Source organism: Sphingomonas sp. BL-S-28, assembly GCF_055521515.1.
Genome location: NZ_CM145483.1, coordinates 839,306 through 857,500 on the forward strand (window position 1 = coordinate 839,306; position 18,195 = coordinate 857,500).

Annotated in this window: 14 protein-coding genes, 1 tRNA gene and 2 rRNA genes (1 of these 17 running past the window's edge); 6 read left to right on the plus strand and 11 right to left on the minus strand. The window is 62.4% G+C overall.

What is annotated here, in order from left to right:
• Positions 1 to 14: 14 nt before the first annotated feature.
• Complete coding sequence (locus ACZ1JC_RS03595) at positions 15 to 644, minus strand: M17 family peptidase N-terminal domain-containing protein (RefSeq protein ID WP_465139272.1); 630 nt, start codon at positions 642 to 644, stop codon at positions 15 to 17.
• A 211-nt stretch (positions 645 to 855) separates the two neighbouring features.
• Between ACZ1JC_RS03595 and ACZ1JC_RS03600 the strand changes: the two genes are divergently transcribed.
• Entirely contained in the window at positions 856 to 3,438 is a 2,583-nt protein-coding gene (locus ACZ1JC_RS03600) for a TonB-dependent receptor (RefSeq protein ID WP_465139271.1), read from the plus strand.
• Between the two features lie 118 nt (positions 3,439 to 3,556).
• Here ACZ1JC_RS03600 and ACZ1JC_RS03605 read toward each other — a convergent pair whose 3' ends face one another.
• Positions 3,557 to 5,098, minus strand: a complete 1,542-nt coding sequence (locus tag ACZ1JC_RS03605; RefSeq protein WP_465139270.1) for a vWA domain-containing protein — start codon at positions 5,096 to 5,098, stop codon at positions 3,557 to 3,559.
• A 256-nt stretch (positions 5,099 to 5,354) separates the two neighbouring features.
• On the opposite strand from ACZ1JC_RS03605, the gene ACZ1JC_RS03610 reads away from it, so the two are divergent.
• From ACZ1JC_RS03610 to ACZ1JC_RS03625, 4 genes are all read left to right on the plus strand, one after another.
• Positions 5,355 to 6,959, plus strand: coding sequence for a DUF4153 domain-containing protein (locus ACZ1JC_RS03610; protein ID WP_465139269.1), 1,605 nt, complete (start codon positions 5,355 to 5,357; stop codon positions 6,957 to 6,959).
• A gap of 22 nt (positions 6,960 to 6,981) precedes the next feature.
• Positions 6,982 to 7,713 (plus strand): response regulator transcription factor, encoded by a 732-nt coding sequence (locus tag ACZ1JC_RS03615; RefSeq protein WP_465139268.1) that lies wholly within the window; start codon positions 6,982 to 6,984, stop codon positions 7,711 to 7,713.
• Positions 7,710 to 9,302 carry a sensor histidine kinase gene (locus tag ACZ1JC_RS03620; RefSeq protein WP_465139267.1) on the plus strand — a complete coding sequence of 531 codons (1,593 nt, stop codon included), beginning with the start codon at positions 7,710 to 7,712 and terminating at the stop codon, positions 9,300 to 9,302. The genes ACZ1JC_RS03615 and ACZ1JC_RS03620 overlap by 4 nt, the downstream gene beginning before the upstream one ends.
• A 617-nt stretch (positions 9,303 to 9,919) precedes the next feature.
• Positions 9,920 to 10,828: an alpha/beta hydrolase gene (locus ACZ1JC_RS03625; protein WP_465139266.1), complete on the plus strand. Its 909-nt coding sequence runs from the start codon at positions 9,920 to 9,922 to the stop codon at positions 10,826 to 10,828.
• A 139-nt stretch (positions 10,829 to 10,967) separates the two neighbouring features.
• Here the strand turns inward: ACZ1JC_RS03625 and ACZ1JC_RS03630 are convergent, their stop codons facing one another.
• The 5 genes from ACZ1JC_RS03630 to ACZ1JC_RS03650 form a co-directional block, all read right to left on the minus strand.
• Positions 10,968 to 12,593: a DUF4166 domain-containing protein gene (locus ACZ1JC_RS03630; protein WP_465139265.1), complete on the minus strand. Its 1,626-nt coding sequence runs from the start codon at positions 12,591 to 12,593 to the stop codon at positions 10,968 to 10,970.
• The gene (locus ACZ1JC_RS03635) at positions 12,590 to 13,006 is read right to left on the minus strand and encodes a thiol-disulfide oxidoreductase DCC family protein (RefSeq protein ID WP_465139264.1); all 417 of its coding nucleotides are present in this window, start codon (positions 13,004 to 13,006) and stop codon (positions 12,590 to 12,592) included. The genes ACZ1JC_RS03630 and ACZ1JC_RS03635 overlap by 4 nt, the downstream gene beginning before the upstream one ends.
• Positions 13,003 to 14,235, minus strand: a complete 1,233-nt coding sequence (locus ACZ1JC_RS03640; RefSeq protein WP_465139263.1) for an FAD-dependent oxidoreductase — start codon at positions 14,233 to 14,235, stop codon at positions 13,003 to 13,005. Before ACZ1JC_RS03640 ends, ACZ1JC_RS03635 begins: the two co-directional genes overlap by 4 nt.
• A 77-nt stretch (positions 14,236 to 14,312) precedes the next feature.
• The gene (locus ACZ1JC_RS03645) at positions 14,313 to 15,644 is read right to left on the minus strand and encodes an SRPBCC family protein (RefSeq protein ID WP_465139262.1); all 1,332 of its coding nucleotides are present in this window, start codon (positions 15,642 to 15,644) and stop codon (positions 14,313 to 14,315) included.
• 3 nt (positions 15,645 to 15,647) lie between these two features.
• Positions 15,648 to 16,442, minus strand: coding sequence for an acyl-CoA desaturase (locus tag ACZ1JC_RS03650; protein ID WP_465139261.1), 795 nt, complete (start codon positions 16,440 to 16,442; stop codon positions 15,648 to 15,650).
• Positions 16,443 to 16,664: 222 nt separating this feature from the next.
• Between ACZ1JC_RS03650 and ACZ1JC_RS03655 the strand changes: the two genes are divergently transcribed.
• Entirely contained in the window at positions 16,665 to 17,006 is a 342-nt protein-coding gene (locus tag ACZ1JC_RS03655) for a metalloregulator ArsR/SmtB family transcription factor (protein WP_465139260.1), read from the plus strand.
• Positions 17,007 to 17,108: 102 nt separating this feature from the next.
• Here the strand turns inward: ACZ1JC_RS03655 and ACZ1JC_RS03660 are convergent, their stop codons facing one another.
• The 4 genes from ACZ1JC_RS03660 to ACZ1JC_RS03675 all read right to left on the minus strand — a co-directional run.
• Positions 17,109 to 17,360 (minus strand): hypothetical protein, encoded by a 252-nt coding sequence (locus ACZ1JC_RS03660; RefSeq protein WP_465139259.1) that lies wholly within the window; start codon positions 17,358 to 17,360, stop codon positions 17,109 to 17,111.
• A gap of 59 nt (positions 17,361 to 17,419) precedes the next feature.
• Positions 17,420 to 17,496, minus strand: a tRNA-Met gene (locus ACZ1JC_RS03665).
• A gap of 204 nt (positions 17,497 to 17,700) precedes the next feature.
• A 5S ribosomal RNA gene (gene rrf / locus ACZ1JC_RS03670) occupies positions 17,701 to 17,815 on the minus strand.
• Positions 17,816 to 17,954: 139 nt separating this feature from the next.
• Positions 17,955 to 18,195: ribosomal RNA gene (locus tag ACZ1JC_RS03675) — 23S ribosomal RNA — on the minus strand; it runs 2,552 nt beyond the window's last position.

Sequence of the window (18,195 nt, forward strand, 5' to 3'; positions counted from 1 at the left end):
ATCGACTGAAGCGATTAATCGGAGCGCTTCCGGAGCTGTTCCCCGAATTCCTCAACCGCGCCGGAGAGCCTTGCCGCTCCAACATCGAACACCCAGCGTTCCAGTAAAGGCTTTCGAGCAAGGCCAAGGTCAACGAGCTTTGATCTGGCGCGAAGCGCTGCCAAAAGCCCTTCTATCATCAGACCGCTGGCCCCGGCAGTAACGCTAGTGGCAATGCCGCTATCGAGCATTCCAGGAGCGAACGCCGCGCTTCGGGCGTTGATAGCCAAAGCGAATTCGGCGGCGGCGCGGACCGCCGCCCGCAATGTGTCCACCGCCCAGCCGCTTGGCTCTCCCAATCCGACCAGTAGCAAGCTGCTGGCATTGATACCGCCAGACGGGCACGGCACGAGCAGGCACTCGCCCATCGCAGCGGTGAATATCCCTTGTTCGCGTAAATCCAGAAGCCGACCATCGAGAGCTGCATTCAGGTGAGCGAGACCGCCGCTCACCTGTGCGTCATCCGCCTCCCTGCTGAACATGCCCGCACAGGAAAGCTCGACATCGGCGCCGGCTGCGTCCCACGCCGCTACTTCTATCGATACGTGGAAGGCGGACCCAACCTTGGTCATGAGAATGTCCTTTGACGGCATCATGTGGATCATCACATAGACTGAGAGGCGGCCGGAATGCGGGCGCTAGCAGCCAAAGCCCCTGCTTTGCACGTCGGCTTGTGCGCACACAATGTAATATTTCACTACTTTTGCCTGTGAAATCAAACTGCAATCAAAGTTAAGTCAAACCGCCACAGCGCTTGGCTACCGACCGTGCCGCGCGGTGAACCCACCGCTGGCAAGGTTTGGGGAATACAATCGCATGACGGCAATTCGATCGGCGGCCAAGGCCGCGCGCTGGGCTATGCTCGCTGGCACCGCGCTTACTCTGTGTTCCGCGACGCAAGCGATGGCCAGTGAGGCCGCTGCGGACGAAGCTGCTTCTGTCGACGCCAATCCCGCCGACGGCAGCAACTCGATCATCGTTACGGGAGCCAAGACGACCCGTTCGGCCACGGCGCTCTCCGATGTCGAAATCCAGAAAATTCTGCCTGGCGTTTCCCCCCTGAAGGCGATCCAGACCCTGCCTGGTGTTCTTTACATCACGGCCGATCCCTGGGGGAATAACGAACAGAACGCGCAGATGTTCATCCATGGCTTTGCCAGTAACCAGCTCGGCTACACCATGGATGGCATACCTCTGGGCGATCAAAGTTATGGCAACTACAACGGCCTTTCCCCCCAGCGCGCCGTCATTTCGGAGAACGTGGGGCGGGTTGTCGTTGCCACCGGTGCCGGCGACCTGGCGACGCCTTCGAACAGCAACCTTGGCGGTACGGTGGAGACCTTCTCCTCCGACCCGCAGAAAGAGTTCGGCGTCCGCGCCGCCCAAACGTTCGGCAGCTACAGCGCATCGCGCACGTATCTGCGCATCGATAGCGGCGACATCGGCGGCGGGAACTCGGCCTATATCTCCGGCGTACGTCAGAGAGCGCGCGCCTGGGATTTCGACGGTATCCAGAAGGGCTGGCAGGCCAACGCAAAGTTCGTGCATGAAAGCGACGCCGGCAAGCTGACGCTCTATTTCGACTACAATGACATGACGCAGCCGAACGAGGACGCGACTGTCTTCTACAAGCCCTCCGCCGGCGGCACGGCCACCCCGGCCCAGCTCTTCACGCCCTATACCAAGCCCTTTTTCTATCCGGATTTCGATGGTTACCGCACGGACTATCTGACGCCGCTGGGCAACACGCCGGCAGCCGAAGGCAGCAACTATCGCAACTACTACTCGGATGCACAGCGTACCGATTATCTCGGTTACGCGCGTTACGATGCCCACCTGACCGACAAGATCACCTGGTCGACCACGGGTTACTACCACCACAACGATGGCGCCGGCGTTGTCGCGGGACCGCTCGGCCAGTCGATCACCACGGCGCAGGCCTATCTCGATCCTAACTACGCAACCCTGCCTACGAATTGCCGCTTTGGCGCCAATGGCAATGGGATCCGTCCTTCCGCCTGTACGGCGCTGACCGCTGCTCAGGCAGCTGCCTCCGGTGCCGCGCTGGTGGCTGCTACCGGCGGTTCGGGCATGATCACCCGCACCACCGAATACCGCATCGATCGCGTCGGCGTGATTTCGGCAGCAAGCGTTGAGCTGGGCAACCACAAGATCGAATTCGGCGGCTGGTTCGAACACAACAGCACCACGCAATGGCGCCGCTGGTATGCCGTGCCGGTTTCCGATCCTTCGCTGAGCACCCCCTACATACGCCCCCGTGACGTGATGGAGCCACTGTTCACGCAGTATCAGGGCGAAGCGCGGATCAAGCAGTTGCAGCTCCATATTCAGGACACTTGGCAGGTGACCGACCGGTTGCTCGTCCAGGGCGGCGTCAAGACCAGCGCCCAGTGGGCGAACGGGTGGTTCCCGGTCCAGCCGCGAGTCGGCTCGCTGGGCGGCACGACGGCGCTTCCCGAAGGCAAGATCAACACCAAGAACTGGTTCCTGCCCGCCTTCGGCGCGACCTATGACTTCAACGGGCACGAGCAGGTCTACTTCAACGTCCAGAAAAACCTGCGGCAGTATCAGGCCTATCTTGCGGGCGGTGGCGGTCCCTGGTTCACCGGCAGCCAGGCGGCATTCGACGCCTTCGCCGATGAGGGCAAGCCCGAGACGAGCTGGACGTACGAGGCGGGCGTACGCACGAACCGCACGTTTTCCAATGGCCTCGCGATCCAGGCGCAGATCAACTACTATCACGTCGATTTCAGCAACCGCCTGCTTGCCATCCCCACCAACCCGGGCGGGATCGCGGGAAGCGGGATCACCGGCGGCACTTCGACGCTGGTGAATGTCGGCGACGTCAAGACGAATGGCGTCGATGCCGCGATTACGCTGAAGGTTGGGCGGATATTCTCGCTCTATAACGCCGTCTCCTACAATCTCTCCAAATACCAGAACGACTACACATCTACGGCGCTGGGCATCGGCGCAGCTACGGACACCTGCATCGGCGGCTACGTCGTCACCGGCGGCATCGTCCCGACTTGCGGCAAGCAATTGCCCGGTACGCCCAAGTGGATGAACAAGACGGTCGCAACGCTGGACGTGGGCCCGATCGAGGTACAAGCGATCGGTGATTACGTTGGCCGCCGCTTCGCGACATTCACCAACGATGCCAGCGTCGCTTCCTACTTCCTGACCTCGCTGCGCGTTGCGGGACGAGTGCCTGACGGTGTGTTGCCTCTTCAGAAGGTGGAGCTTGCTCTCAACGTCACCAATCTCACCGACAAGAAGGGCGTCTCGACGCTTTCGATCGGATCGGCCACGAACAGCTATTCGGCTTATCCAATCGCACCGCGCCAGTGGTTCCTGACACTGTCGGCGGCGTACTGAGCGTAGAGGTCCCGAAAAGCGACGACCGGCAGCGCAGTCCTAATCTGCGCTGCCGCATCGCAGGAAAGCCGGTATCGGGTAACCCGCTTGAGAGACGTCAACGTACATTATTTCATTCTCATCGCGCTAGATCAGTCGCAACTTGCTTCTGGCTGCCAGCCGCCAAGTTTGTCAGTTCCACAAATTCGTTTCGCCAATAATTTGTCTGGGGGCCGGCAAGACGCGCGATATCGGTGTAGTCGAAGTTTCCAAGCCGAGTATCGCCCCGCAGTTTCTGCCCGAATGCGGCCACGGCGATGGCGAATGCAGCGTCGCCCGTCGGCATCGTTGCCATCGTGAGACGGCTGGCGGCCACCGGCGCCTCGATAAGCCGGCTTTGCGTCCCATCGGGAAGCTTGTAACGCAGACGCACGGTTGCCGCCTCGGATGCATCGCCAGTCGGTACGGGCGTCGCGGCTGCATTCGCGGCATACTTGCGCGCGGGCAGCCAGCCCTGCTGACCGGCCGGCACGATCTCGTAGATCGCCGTAACCTGATGCCCGGCCCCGATCTCACCCGCATCGACCCTGTCGTCTGCGAAATCCTCCTCGCGCAGTGCCCGGTTCTCGTACCCGATCAGGCGGTATTCGCTGACCACTGCCGGATTGAACTCAACCTGCACCTTTACGTCCTTGGCGATGGTGAACAGCGTAGAGGAGAGTTCTTCGTCCAGAACCTTGCGCGCCTCCATGGCATTGTCGATGTAGGCATGGTTCCCGTTGCCCAGGTCGGCCACCGCTTCCATCATCGCATCGTTGTAATTGCCCTGCCCGAAACCGAGCGTGGTCAGCGTGATGCCGTCCTCGCGGTTCTGGCGGACCATGTCCTCAAGCCCCTTCTGGTCAGACAGGCCGACATTGAAGTCTCCGTCGGTCGCCATGACGATCCGGTTGATACCGCCGGGAATGCGATACGCGCGGGCAAGGTCATAGGCCATCGATAGTGCGGGACCACCCGCCGTGCCGCCCCCAGCCTGCAGTCCGGACAGCGCCGCCTTTATGGCCGCAGGATCGTGGCTGCCCTCAACCAGCGTCTCCACCGAACCCGAATAGGTGATGATGGAAATGCTGTCGTCCGCCCGAAGTCCATCGGCCAGGACCGATAGCGCCTGCTTGACCAGCGGCAGCTTGTCCGGCTCATCCATGGAGCCGGATACATCGACCATGAACACGAGGTTCGCCGCCGGCCGCTCGGACCGGGCGACGTCGTAACCGCGCAGGCCGATGCGCAGGAGCCGGGTCTGCGGGTTCCACGGCGTGGTGGAAACATCGGTGGTAACGCTGAAAGGCGTGGTTCGGTCTGCGGGCAGCGGATAGTCATAGCGAAAATAGTTGATCATCTCCTCGGTCCGCACCGCCTCGGCAGGAACATGTTGGCCGCCCATCAGCATGCGCCGCACATTGGTGTAGGAACCCGTATCCACATCGACCGCGAACGTTGAAACGGGCTCGCTCGCGGCGCGGTGGATCGGGCTGACCGCCTTCCCATCGTACCGATCACCGCTGTCGGCGTTCGCCGCAACGTCCTCGAACCCGGCATCGCCTGCTGGCTTCGCACCACCGCAGGCCGAAAGCATGAGACCCGACATTAAGGGAAGGGACAGGATCACACGAAAACGCATGTGCTTTCTCCACTGTATTGGTGGAGAACAAATAGTTCTCGGAACTGCATCGATACAAGAGGGCCTGGACTGCAGATCCATCGCCTGCACTTCGGTTGATCCGGCACGATAATCAGAAAATGGCGGATCTACGATGCACTTTCCACTCCCTGCACGGTTTCTGCACAGACTCTGCGCTAACAATTGACCGCGAAGCCACGATAAACTGCGCCGTCTGCCTCGCATAATAACTCCCGTCATTCAGGGAGATACGCAAATGCAGTTCGTCGCCGCCCCCTTGGGCGCAAGCTTCCGATGGAAACTTGCAGTAGGACTGGTCTTCGCCTGTGCAGCAGACTGGCTTGTGCATCGAAGTGCCCCGCCCAATGGCGTGCCGGGCATTCTGGCACTGGCCCTCCTGGCCGGTCTGCTTGCAGGAAGGCCGGCCGTACGGCAAAGCCGGGCCGGCCAGCTGGCGACCCTTGGCGCGACGGTCTTCGCCCTCGCGCTCGCCTGGGATCCCGGCATGCTCTCCTGGACGCTTTTCTGGCTTGCCGCGGGAATGGCCACATTGCTTCCCCAAACCGGCAGGTTCGACGACGGTTGGCGCTGGATACAGCGTCTGCTCTGGCAAGGCCTGCGCGCACCGTTCGGTCCCTTGATCGACTTGCGACGCATGGCGAAAGTCCGTGCCGCCGGGCACGGCAGACGCATCGGCCTGCGCCGGGCGGCCTCCCTGCTGACGTTGCCGCTAGTCGGCGGCGCGGTGATCGTGACACTGTTCTGCGCCGCCAATCCCATATTGGCGCAAGCGGTATCCTCGCTGCTGTCGATCGACACGACCATCATGGTCATGGTGCCGCGTGCGATGCTCTGGGCGCTGTTCTTCGCCATGCTGTGGAGCCTGCTGCGCCCCAGCCTGCTCAAACGCCCCCTGCCATTGTTCGACGGGCGCGGTGATATCGCCCTGCCGGGGGTTTCACCGGCATCAATCACGATCTCGCTGGTCGTCTTCAACGCGATCTTTGCCGTGCAGAACGCGCTCGATGCAGCCTATCTCTGGGGTAGCGCCAGCTTGCCCGATGGCATGACGCTGGCCGATTATGCCCATCGCGGCGCCTATCCGCTGATCGCCACTGCATTGCTGGCAGCGCTGTTCGTGCTGGTAGCGCTGCGCCCGGGTTCGGAAACCGCGCGTTCGCCGGCAATCCGGCGGCTCGTCACCTTGTGGATCGCCCAGAACATCGTCCTCGTCGCCTCGTCGGTCCAGCGCACGGTCGACTATGTGGAGGCCTATTCGCTCACCCGTCTGCGCATCGCGGCTCTCGTATGGATGCTGCTGGTCGGCTTCGGTCTCGCCACGATCTGCTGGCGCCTGCTACGCGATCGCAGTTCAGCCTGGCTGGTCAACGTCAATCTCGCGGCGACGACGATAGTGCTGACAGCGATCTGCTTCCTGGACCTCGGCTCGCTGGCAGCCTCCTGGAACGTCCGCCATGCCCGTGAGGTCGGCGGTGCCGGTGCTGCGCTGGACTTGTGCTATCTCGGCCAACAGGGCGAGTCCGCTCTGCTTCCCCTGCTGGAACTCGAACGACGCCGCGACCTCGGCTTCGATTTCCGCCAGCGCGTGCATGCCGTGCGTCTGCAAGCGACACGCGATTATAGCATGTACGGCAGCCTGCTTCACGCGCGCCGCCGCGAACAGACCGAAGCCCTTGCCGCAAGGCTGCCACCAGTGGACCTTGGCGACGGCGAGCGCGGATGCGATGGATCGCTGATCCCGGCGCCTGCCCCGGCGGCTGCTCCGCCGCCTCCTTCCCCTCCGCCGCCATCACCCGCCCCACAGCCGCAATCCCCGCCGCAGGCCACTGCGCCGCGTTGACATGGGCCTTGAGGAAATGAACATGTCCGTCATGCCCGGCACGATCCTTCTCGTCGACGACGATCCCCATATCCGCCAGTTGCTCGTCTTCGCCTTCGACAAGGCGGGTCTCGACACCATCGAGGCCGGAGACGGTGAGGAAGCGCTGGCGCAAGTCGAACGCCACGATCCCGATCTGGTGATCCTCGACATCAACATGCCGCGCATGGACGGCTTGGAAGTCTGCCGCCGCCTTCGGGCAACGAGCGAGGTGCCGATCTTTTTCCTCTCCTCACGCGATGACGAGATCGACCGGGTGCTTGGCATCGAACTGGGCGGCGACGACTATGTGGTGAAGCCATTCTCCCCGCGCGAAGTCGTTGCCCGGTCGATGGCGATCCTGCGCCGCGCCGGTTTGCGCACTGCAGCGCCCGCTGGTCCGTCCGACAGTGTTGCCGTGCTGCGTCATGGCCTGCTGAGCCTCGACCCGGAAAGCTGGACCGCGCAGTGGCACTGCCATGAAGTCGCCCTGACGGTGACCGAGTTCACGATCCTGCGCACGCTTCTCTCCAGCCCCGCGCGCATCTTCTCCCGCGATCAGATCATCGACCGTCTGCGCGGCCCCGGCTTCGCACTGACGGATCGTACGATCGACAGCCACGTCCGCAATTTGCGCCGGAAATTCGCGGAAGTCGGTGCCAGCGACGTGGTCGAGACGCGCGCCGGGATCGGATACCGCCTCGGCGCCTGCATGGGCGCCGCGGCAGAGGGATGATCCGCAGGGTCTGGACACGAATCAAGGCCATCGTTGCCTGGCACTGGCCGATCCTGCGCCTGCGCACTATCCTGTTGGGAACGCTGCTGTTCGTCGCCGCACTGCCGGGGTTTGGCGCGATCTTCCTGCGCATCTACGAAAACGCGCTGGTCCGGCGGACCGAGGCGGAACTGGTGGCGCAAAGCGCCGCTCTGGCCGCCAGCGCAGCCGTCGTCGGCAGCGGGATTGCCCTACCCGCCGTGCCTGAACGCTATAACGACCGGATGACCGAAGTGGACTTGCGTTCCTCCCCGGTCCTGCCACCCCGCCCGCGCGCAGCTTCCGTCGAAGGCCACCCCGATCCCGCTGCCGTGGCGCTGGCCTGGCGGATGATGCCGGCTTTTCAGGAGACCAAGGTGACGACCCTGGCCTCGATCCTGATGCTGGATCGGCAGGGCATCCTGCTCAACGGACCTGAGGCCGGCGGTAGTCTGGCCACGCTGCCGGAAGTCCACGCCGCGCTTGAAGGCGTGCCTATGACCGTCCTGCGCGAGAACGCCGGTTATCCAGCCAGCCACGCACTCGACTGGCTGAGCCGCGCTGCCAACATCCGACTGCATCATGCACGGCCCATCGTGGTGGGCGGCAAAGTCGTGGGCTTGCTGCTGGTATCGCGCTCGCCGCGCGCCCTGGCCTTGGGCATCTACGAGGATCGGGGCAAGATCGCGCTGGGCGTGGCAGCGATCTTCGCAATGCTCCTGATGCTTTCGGCGGTGCTGTCGCGCGCCATCGTGCGGCCGATCGAAGGATTGAGCCGCGCCACGCGCGCACTCGCCTCGGGCCAGCGCGTCTCCGCCCGGCAACCGACCTTGCAGGTGGTCGAGATCCGCGCGCTCTATGAAGATTTCGAGCAAATGGCCGATGCCATCGAAAAACGCTCACGTTACTTGCGCGATTTCGCTTCCTCGGTCAGCCACGAGTTCAAGACGCCGCTGGCCGGAATTTCCGGCGCCATCGAGCTACTCCAGGATCATGGCGCCCAGATGTCATCGGTGGAGAGCGAACGGTTCCTTGCCAACATGGCTGCGGATGCCCGGCGCCTCTCGCGCCTTGTGAGCCGGTTGATGGAACTTGCCCGTGCCGACGTGCTGGTGGGAACGACCGATGCCAGCATTCTTCCAAGCGCCTTGCTCCTCGCCGTCGCCGATGGACTATCTGGCAAAGACTTCGCGATTTCCGTAAATTTGCCGGAAAAGGAACCTGAGGTTTGCATCGACGGCGACGCACTGGAAGCCGTGCTGACCACTCTGGTCGAGAATGCCCGGCAAGCGGGCGCAAGGTACCTGGAAGTCTCTCTGCAGAGCAAGCCGGACGTGGTCACCATCGACTTGATCGATGACGGCCCGGGCATTCCCGAGGCGGACCACCAACGTATTTTCGAGCCGTTTTTCACCAGCAAACGCGAACTTGGCGGCACGGGACTGGGGTTGCCCATCGCCCGTTCACTATTGCAGGCTTACGGCGGCGAACTGGAACTCGTCTCTTCGACACATGGCGCACATTTTCAAATTACATGCCTTAACGCAACGCATCGTTTGACGGATGATTAGAACAACCAGAAGCCTGATCCGATAAACGCGCGTCGCTTGTTACAGGCCCCTTTGCAGGTCGCACGTTCGCAACAAGCACGTCTAGGCACACGCTTAAACCAACCGGCTCAATCATCGTTTCCGCCGACGAAGCCGACATTCAGTGCCTCATTCGCGCGGCCTGAAAGCCGACCTTCGTTCACCGAGACCGCTAGCGACGGTGGACGGCCATCCTTTGTCGCGAGCTGCCATAATAGCTGACGGCCCCGTACTTGGGCGTCGAAATTCGGCAGCGGAACGGCAAGAATGGGTCGGCGGCGGAAGCGACGCAATACGCGTCCAGGTCCAACTGCCGAAAGCCGACAAGACTTCTAGCCATGAAAAACATGAGGCACTGAGATCGGATGCGACAGAATGCCTTTCGTTAGCGTTGGTGTGAACAAGACAGCCCTCTGATAGACTGCTAAATTACTGTTATCATTATGTTCCATGGCGTCAGTTCGCCACTGGGGTCCAGAGCGTTTTCTAATCAGGTGGAATCACCTGATGACTCGGAAAATGCGACAAACCAAAAGCTTAGAGCGGTTGATCCGATGCAATCGGATCGGAAACCGCTCTAGGCAGGAAGGCGGGCAGCGTTGTTTAGGCATTTCTCTTTTATCGGCCTCTGCGCCAGCCTGCTCGCCGCCTGCACTGACGCCGCCACGGAACAGGCCCGAGCAGAAGAGAGGCCCGGTTTAGTAGTACAACGCGGTGATGGGCTACCGTATGAAATAGCCGACAGCGAAGTGTGGGACGTACCCGAACCCGCATCGCAACGAGGCTATCAGGTGTTCGTGGCCCTGCCGCCTTCCTATCGCACGCAGCCTGAGCGGCGATATCCGGTGATCTATGTGACGGACGCCGATTACGCATTTCCGCTACTTAAGCAAATCGGGCGGCGTCTCAATGTCGAGGGGCCGACCATCGAGGAGTTCATCCTCGTCGGACTTTCCTATGCAAAGGGAGAAGGCGGAATGACAAGCCGCCGCCGCGATTACACGCCGACGGCAAATGGACCTGCCGGATCGCCCAAGGGGACAGTACACGGTCAAGCGAAGGCCTATCAAACCTATGTTCGGGACCAAGTGCTGCCCTTCGTAGCTCAACGCTACCGGACGGACGAGAAGCGGCGCATCTTTCTGGGCCATTCCTATGGCTCGCTGCTCGGCATGCAGATCCTGCTAAGCGAACCAAGCCTGTTCGACGGCTACATTCTGGGCAGCCCCTCGTTCTGGTATGATCATCACTACATGGCCGAACAGGCGCGTGACTACACGGCTAGCCATGACGACTTACCGGCGCGGGTCTACATGTACATCGGCGAATATGAAGAGACGCGGCCGGGCGATGCGCGCTTTTCCAAATCCGCCAACATGGTGACCGATACCAAAGACATGGATCAGATCCTGCGATCCCGCAGATATCCTTCCCTGCATTTGCAGACGGAAGTTCTCAATGACGAAGATCACGTCAGCGCCGCGCCGCGCGGCTTCACCCTGGACTGAAGTACCTGCTGCCGATTGATCATGAGAATAGTCTTTAGGATAGCCGACGCTCGGCTGCCGGAGATGAAAATTCTAGCTCTGAGCGACTGAAATGGGTCGCAGTCGGACAAAGAAACGGACTGCTTGGAAATCTCGCGCTCTACGCTCTCTCCAGCCATCCGCGATAATGGATCAGGCGTCCTATCACCGGCAGCGCAATGGGGACGTCGAAATGGAAACGCCCGTCTTCGCTCCACTCCTTCGCGGCCGAGCGCGGCGCCATGAATTTCGGCAAAGGCAGCGGGCCGATCCACCACTGCTGCATCACCATGCTCAAACCTTGAGCGTTACTGGGAAGATCAAAGGCAAAGCGCAGGGGACCGAACCGCTCGACAAGCAGGGAACCGCGCTGACTGAGCTGGCTGTGGAAACGCCGTCCGCTGAAATCGCGCGTCCAGGTTTCTCGCCCGCCGCTCTCCCGGAAATGGACGTGCAGGCGATGGAGGCCAGGTTTTGGAAAACCCACGATCCGGGCGACGAATGCGGCGATGGGGTTCGCGGCACCTGTCACTTGGGCTTCTCCGATCGCGCCGCCATCGCGGTGCACATCGTGGATGGCGCGGAGTTCCGGCGGCAGTTGCGCGAAGCGGTCGCCCATCACGCGCTCATACAAGGAGGGCGATGCCGTCAGTTCCTGCGTGCAGCAGTGAGTGGTCAACTGCCTGAACGCATCGGCATAGTCGTCGAGCGTCAGCGCCTCGCCGGCATCGCGCGCGCCCGCCGCCTCCTTGCCCGAAAGGATGCGCGCGACGATCGGCGCGACGGACAAAGTCGGTATTTCCGGCCCATCCCCCCGTTCCGCAATCAGTGTCCATCGCCGCTCCACTCGTTGTCCGGCCGCATCGCCGAACAAGCGCACGATCATGGCGGAGCGATCGCTGCCGAACGAGCGCGTCAGTGTCTGGAGCGGGTTGAGGAGCCATGCGAACGGCGCAAGAGATGCGACTAGGCGCGTGCGCACCAGCCAGCTCGCGAACCACAGCGCCCAATTCTGAAACCCCAGCTCCGTGCCCGCGCGAAAAGCGACGGCGGGACGGCCTGCCAGCCTATAGGGAAGGAGAGCAAGGTCAGGCACATCGACGAGCGCAACGCTGCGCCGCGCGATCGCTTCGCCCCCCGCGCATTCGAACCGCGCGGTATGCACCTCCTGCCATCCGAAGGCTTGCGTCCAGCGCTGCCCCCGCCACAGGCGCAGGGGCTGCCCGACCTGGCCCAGTATCGCCGCAGACACGGCCGGCCCCGCCGCCGCCTTGTTCGACGCACTGATCGCCATTTCGACCGATCGGACCCTGTCCATGCCGCCGGCGAGATGACGCACGGCTGCGCCCGACAAGGCTGGCACACTTGACGCGCCAGAAAGGACGACGACCCCGACCTCTTTCGCCGCAGCGTCGAGTACCGCGATACCGCACACGAAATCGCGGCTGTCGGCGATGTCGATATAATGCACTCCGGCGGCGATGCAGGCCTCGGGAATGGCATAGTCCATTGCCTGAAACGGGCCGGATGCATCCACCACTAAGGCAGGCATGTGCTGCTCAAGTGCTCTGGCGATCCGGCTTCGGTCCAGCGCCAGCGGTATCAGGCCCGGCGTCTCCCCGCAAAAGGTCTGCGCCTTGCCCAAAGACCTCCCCGCGACCAGCACCTCATGCCCTGCCGCAGCCAGGCGCCGGGCGATGCGCCCGCCAAAACCGCCATAGCCGCCAAGGAGCAGGATGCGGGTCACAGAATGCGGCCGGCTTGCTCGGGCGTCGGTATCCAGCAGGCCGACCTTCGCCCGAAGAGCCGGTAGCGATGCCGCGCAACCCAGCGATAGACCGGATCGCGCACCCAGCGCGGTACGATCCGCAGCACCGCCAGCGCGTTCCATGGACGATCGAGGCCTGCCCAAATGGCCAGCACCGCATCGCTATCCCGCAAGGCCCGGTCGCCCTCAACCACGATTAACGTTTCCGGATTGGCTGGGTCGATCCCGAACCGGCGATAAAGCGCTGCCCCGGCTTCCCCCTGCATCGACGCCAATCGGAATCGCCCGACCCGGTCATGCCGCAAGATGAAAGTGGCATTGGCGGAGCACAGCACGCACATCGCGTCGAACACGACGATCGGGTGGTCGCCGCTGTGCACAGTGAGGGTCATGCGGCTTCCACGGCCGGCGTAGCCACCTGAAGCTCGCCTTCCAGCTCCAGTGGCCGCAGCGGGTTGCCGACCAGTCCACTCACCATAGCCGCTTGCACGGCGGTGGCCGGCCATAGCTTCGACAGGGGGCCGACAAGACGGTCGCGGATCAGCGGCAACAGGCGGTTGTCGGATTGATAGACAGGCGTGAACAGCGCAGTGAGCCATTGATACGTCAGAACGTGGCGGCGACGCAGCCGGATGCCGTGCCGAACTCCCTCGTCGACGGTGCTTGCCTGTTCCAGACCACGGGCCAGCGCCCAGGCGTCGAGCAGCGCCATATTGGCGCCTTGCCCCAGTTGCGGACTGGCGGAATGCCACGCATCGCCGATATGGACCAGCGCCGGCTCTGCCGGTGAAGACAGGGTTCGATGCGCGTAGCGAGCGAAGGTCAATTGGTCGGGGTCGGTGATCTGGTCGAGCAGCGCAGCACAATCGGGCCAGAGCGCGGCGACCCGTGCCTTCCACGCGCGCAGCCCAGCCGCGCGCCAGTCGTCCAGCCCATCCGCCCGGAGAGACCAGAAGAAGGCCGCCTTGGGCACCGTCATGCCCGGTGGTGTCCCTATGGGCAGCACGCCTGCCATGATGCTCGCCCGGTAGTAGCGTTGGGCAAGAGCGTGGGGATCGAAGCCGGCACCGTCGGGCCAGTCGAGGCTGGCCCACAGCGCCCCATAAGCCAGTTCCCGGCCCGTCGGCGGAGCGAGCGGCGTCCGCGTGCCCAGCGCGTCCACGACGAGATCGTAGAGACCGCTCGTTTGGCCATCGGCAAAGCGCAACGCGCGATGCGTCCCCAGCAGCGTACTTCCGGCCAAAGTGCGTCCGGAGTGAAGAGGAATGCCCGACCGCAGCACGGCCTCGTGCAGGACCGCGAACAAGCTGGCGCGGTGTATTCCGATGCCGAAAGTGTCCGGGCGGCGCAGCGCAGCGTAATGGACGTCGAGCACCACCCGCTTGCCCGCCATCCCGAACAACCGATCGACGCGCGCGCCGCGCGCCAGGACCGCGTCAAGCAAGCCAAGCCTGGCGAGGACTGCCATCCCCGTAGGCTGGATCATCAGTCCTGAACCGATAGGCTGGGGTGTCTCGAACCGCTCGAACAGGGTAACGTGATGCCCTGCACGATGAAGCAGCAGCGCCGCCGCCAGTCCGCACGGCCCACAGCCGGCAATCGCAATGTTCAGCCCCCGCATGCTTGCTGCCTACCCCAGGATGAGGATCGGTCCAAGAGGGCCGGCGTAAATGGCCATTCCTCCCCGAAAGCGTCCGTTCATTGAAAATTCTGCCCCTCAGCGCCAATTTTGGCGCTGTCGAGCACCCGGCGGACGTTCAGATGGAAGGCCAAGCGGGCGATCGGCTCCCAATAGGCGATCGGGTCGATGCGCAGCACGGTCTGCGCCTGCAGCGTAAGCCTCGTGCCGCCGTTGCGCAGGGGCGAGAGTTCGTATCGCGTATCGCCGGTGACGACATACCCTCTTAGATGCGGCGTGTTGAGGTGACGGTAGGGGCTCATCTCTTCCATCGCCGGTGGTTGGGAGAGGACAGTGAAGGCCAGAACGCGGCCGGGTTTCCATTCGGTCACACGTTCCACCGCAGTCCCTGTCGAGAACACGCCGAGGCGCGTGGCGCCTACGCCTTCGCCCTTGAGACTGCTGCGGACGGGGTAGGCCAGCCCCGCGAGTCCGGGAAGCCCTGGCGACAGGCCGATGGGTGCTTCGCTGGTGATCGCCTGCCACACCGCGTTCGGCGGGGCGGCGATGTCGATGCTCTCGACCGTATCGATGGGCACCGCGGGCGGCATGCTTGCTTCGAGCGCGAACAGGGCCGGAAGTACGGCAACGGACATCAGCGGTCTGTTGCCGTCATGTCCAAACAAAGCGATAGTCCGGCCAAAGACGCCGCCAATCGCTGCGGCCGCCAAACCGAGCGGCGCGACCAGGACGATGCACATGAAGCCCTCCAAGGCGAACATGAGCAATGCGAGCCCGCCCAAGGCGCCGGCCACGAGCACCTGCCCCAAGGTCCGCGCGCCGGTCTGCGGGACACGCCGGTTCACGATATACCCGGTCGTCATCCCGACCACGAACGGTGTTCCGACGAAGAGGCCCCAGCCATAGGCGCCCAGCGTCAAAGCAGAGATCAGCACGGCAACGACGATGATCGCCACGCCCGCCAGCACGCCTTGCAGGATCTGGGCCCGATCCGCCTCATCGCCTTGTTGCTCCTCCGAACCTTCGGACAGGCGCGGCATTGCGCAGAGAATTGTAACAACGATGATCTGAAGCACGGGAAAGATGGCAAACAGGCTCAGCTTGTGCCCGCGCCCCGACCAGTTCGCGCGGCGGAACGAGAGGGCCGCCAAGGCCCACGCGACCACGAAACCCAGTGCGAATACCGTCGCGGCCTGCGTGGCCGTGACACCTGGCATCTGTGCCAGACGGCGCAGCGGAAGGAGCCAAAACCCGGCATCGGCTTGGAGCGGTGCGCCCCGCCAGCGATAGCAGAGCGCCACCACGAGGTTCTGCGACAGCAGCAGCACCGGCGCCGCCAGAACGTAGACCAGCGGTGAGACTCGCCCCTCGAAGGAAAGCAGCTTGCGCATTGCTCACGCCCTCGCCGCTTGTGAGAACCGTCTTTCGGGCGGGTCCTGCGACGTTACCGGGCGCAGTTCCTTGCGCGCGGCCATCGTTTCGGGCGTGACAACGTCCCAGGCAAGGCCCAGCTTCTCCAACCCTTCGATCACCCGATAGCCCCAGTCGCTTTGCCCTGGATAGAGCCCGATCCGCGCCGAGCCCGGGAAAGCATGGTGATTGTTGTGCCAAGCCTCGCCCATGGTGGGGATCGCAGCCCAGGGAACATCGTGCGCCTGCACGCCTGCGGTTTCTACAAGCCACGATTGCGGCCCGCGCCTGTGCGCGAGGTGGCCGACGAACCAGTGACCGGTAACACACACGCTCACCCGGACGCACACGCCCCATATCACCCACGGCAAACCTCCGGCGAAATACAGGGCAATTCCCACCGGAACCTGCTGAACCATCCAGGTTTTCTCCAGGAAGCGGTAGAAACGGTCCTGCCCGACCCGCCCAAGGTCGAACGCCGGAGCGGCCACCAAATCGAGATCGCAATGGAGTTGCCACCAAGCGTCGATCAACATGGGGCGTCGATGCGCAAGATAGTCGTGACAGTCGCTCTGCCGCTGCGCCCAGTCTCTCAGGTCATGCGTGCGGATCATCCAGAATGGTCCGCTCATGCCGACCAGCGTGCCGACGAACACCAGCAGACGATGGAAGCCGATGCTGTGGCCCAGCAGAAGCGATGCCCCCGTCAACACAAGGAAAGTGCCCAGAGCCGACCAACTGACGAAGACCGGCGCCAGCACCAGCGAGATCGCCATCATGCTCCCATTCCAGGTCGAATGGACCGGATCCCATCGAACCGTCCCCTCGACCGGGTTGCAACCGGCAATTTCGACCAAGCTGTTCACCGTCGTTTCGGGCGAAGCTGATGGGGCTTGGCTGGGGAGCACATCGGGCATTGCAACCTCCGAGGTAATTAGTTCATTGCTTAAATACCTAAAGGGCCTTGTCAAGTGATTAGCTCATTCCTTAAATAAGGCCTCATGCAGAAAGTGTTCGAAGCCCTGGCGTCAACGCCGCGTCGTAAGATTCTTGCGTACCTCAGCCACGCCGAACTCAGTGCCGGCGACATCGCCTCCCGGTTCGAAATGTCGAAGCCTGCGGTATCACAGCATCTGGCAGTGCTGGAAAATGCTGGACTGGTCGCGAGCGAAAAACGCGGGCAGTTCGTGTTCTACCGACTGGTCCCGGACAACCTGCTCAACACGCTCAACAGCTATGCCCAGGAAGTGTGCCCGGTTTCGCGTCCGCTGAAGGCCGAGAGTGCCAAAATCGCTGCAAAAAAAGGTGAGCGAAGTACGAAAGCGCGACGAACAGGAAACTGACTCGAATTGACGTTTGCGCATCCTGAGATCTGCCTGTCTCAGCGCAAGTCGCCGACTTAGAAGTCGGGCGCTGTTTCATCCCGTACATCGTCGAGCGGCAGCTTAAGTGAGATTTGCCGTGTCCGGCATGGGGCGTGAATGACCCCCTGCGGCGACGGCGCTTTTTGCGCCATTGTCCGCCCTCACTGTCAGGGATTGCAACCGATCGCGATCGATTTCCAGCGTTGCCCGCAGTCGGTCCGCCTGATCCTCAAGCTGCTGGAACCAGGCTTTCATGCGCCTGCTGTAGAGAGCGTCTTCGATAGCGATAGCGATAGCGATAGCGATAGCGTCCGACATGAACAAAATCGGCATTGCCCACTGCACATTTCAACCTGCAATGCAGCGCTTCATTGGAATGGGTTTTTTGTGATTGGTTGCGGGGGTAGGATTTGAACCTACGACCTTCAGGTTATGAGCCTGACGAGCTACCGGGCTGCTCCACCCCGCGTCACCATTGAGGGCTGAGAGTGTCAGCCCGGAAGCGTTTTTGTGTGTTCATTCCGACTGCGTCGGCCTGAACGGCGGGCTGCTCCACCCCGCGTGCGCCTGTTTTGCGTCTTGTAGAGACGCGAAGAGGGCCTCGAGGGCCCTCTTTGGGGCACTTTGTGCCCTTTGTCATTGTGATGGGTTTTTTTAGCACGCCGGCTTCAATGCCTGGCGACGTCCTACTCTTCCGGGGCTTGAGCCACAGTACCATTGGCGCTGACAGGTTTCACGGCCGAGTTCGAGATGGGATCGGGTGGGTCACTGACGCTATGGTCACCAAGCAATGGAGACGGCGTGCTGATTTTTTAATCGATGTATCCCGTGCTGCTCTAAGTTAGAGCTTGATATCTGGCTGGATGATCGTCCGATCATCAAGACATCGCTGCTTTTTAGGCAGGGCTGTCATTGATGGTGGGATTCATCAAGCATGAACAGAGTTATTAGGACCGGTTAGCTCCATGCGTTACCGCACTTCCACACCCGGCCTATCAACGTGATGGTCTATCACGACTCGAAGATACCTAATCTTGAGGGAGGCTTCCCGCTTAGATGCTTTCAGCGGTTATCCCGTCCATGCATAGCTACCCTGCTGCGCGGCTGGCGCCACGACAGGTACACCAGAGGCATGTTCAACCCGGTCCTCTCGTACTAGGGTCAACTC

Excerpts from the sequence above, each read along its gene's own strand:
- ACZ1JC_RS03595 (WP_465139272.1), bottom strand. The coding sequence starts at position 644 with ATGATCCACATGATGCCGTCAAAGGACATTCTCATGACCAAGGTTGGG.
- ACZ1JC_RS03600 (WP_465139271.1), top strand. The coding sequence starts at position 856 with ATGACGGCAATTCGATCGGCGGCCAAGGCCGCGCGCTGGGCTATGCTC.
- ACZ1JC_RS03610 (WP_465139269.1), top strand. The coding sequence starts at position 5,355 with ATGCAGTTCGTCGCCGCCCCCTTGGGCGCAAGCTTCCGATGGAAACTT.
- ACZ1JC_RS03645 (WP_465139262.1), bottom strand. The coding sequence starts at position 15,644 with ATGCGCAAGCTGCTTTCCTTCGAGGGGCGAGTCTCACCGCTGGTCTAC.
- ACZ1JC_RS03660 (WP_465139259.1), bottom strand. The coding sequence starts at position 17,360 with ATGCCGATTTTGTTCATGTCGGACGCTATCGCTATCGCTATCGCTATC.
- ACZ1JC_RS03620 (WP_465139267.1), top strand. The coding sequence starts at position 7,710 with ATGATCCGCAGGGTCTGGACACGAATCAAGGCCATCGTTGCCTGGCAC.
- ACZ1JC_RS03650 (WP_465139261.1), bottom strand. The coding sequence starts at position 16,442 with ATGATGGCGATCTCGCTGGTGCTGGCGCCGGTCTTCGTCAGTTGGTCG.
- ACZ1JC_RS03635 (WP_465139264.1), bottom strand. The coding sequence starts at position 13,006 with ATGACCCTCACTGTGCACAGCGGCGACCACCCGATCGTCGTGTTCGAC.
- ACZ1JC_RS03615 (WP_465139268.1), top strand. The coding sequence starts at position 6,982 with ATGTCCGTCATGCCCGGCACGATCCTTCTCGTCGACGACGATCCCCAT.
- ACZ1JC_RS03605 (WP_465139270.1), bottom strand. The coding sequence starts at position 5,098 with ATGCGTTTTCGTGTGATCCTGTCCCTTCCCTTAATGTCGGGTCTCATG.
- ACZ1JC_RS03640 (WP_465139263.1), bottom strand. The coding sequence starts at position 14,235 with ATGCGGGGGCTGAACATTGCGATTGCCGGCTGTGGGCCGTGCGGACTG.
- ACZ1JC_RS03655 (WP_465139260.1), top strand. The coding sequence starts at position 16,665 with ATGCAGAAAGTGTTCGAAGCCCTGGCGTCAACGCCGCGTCGTAAGATT.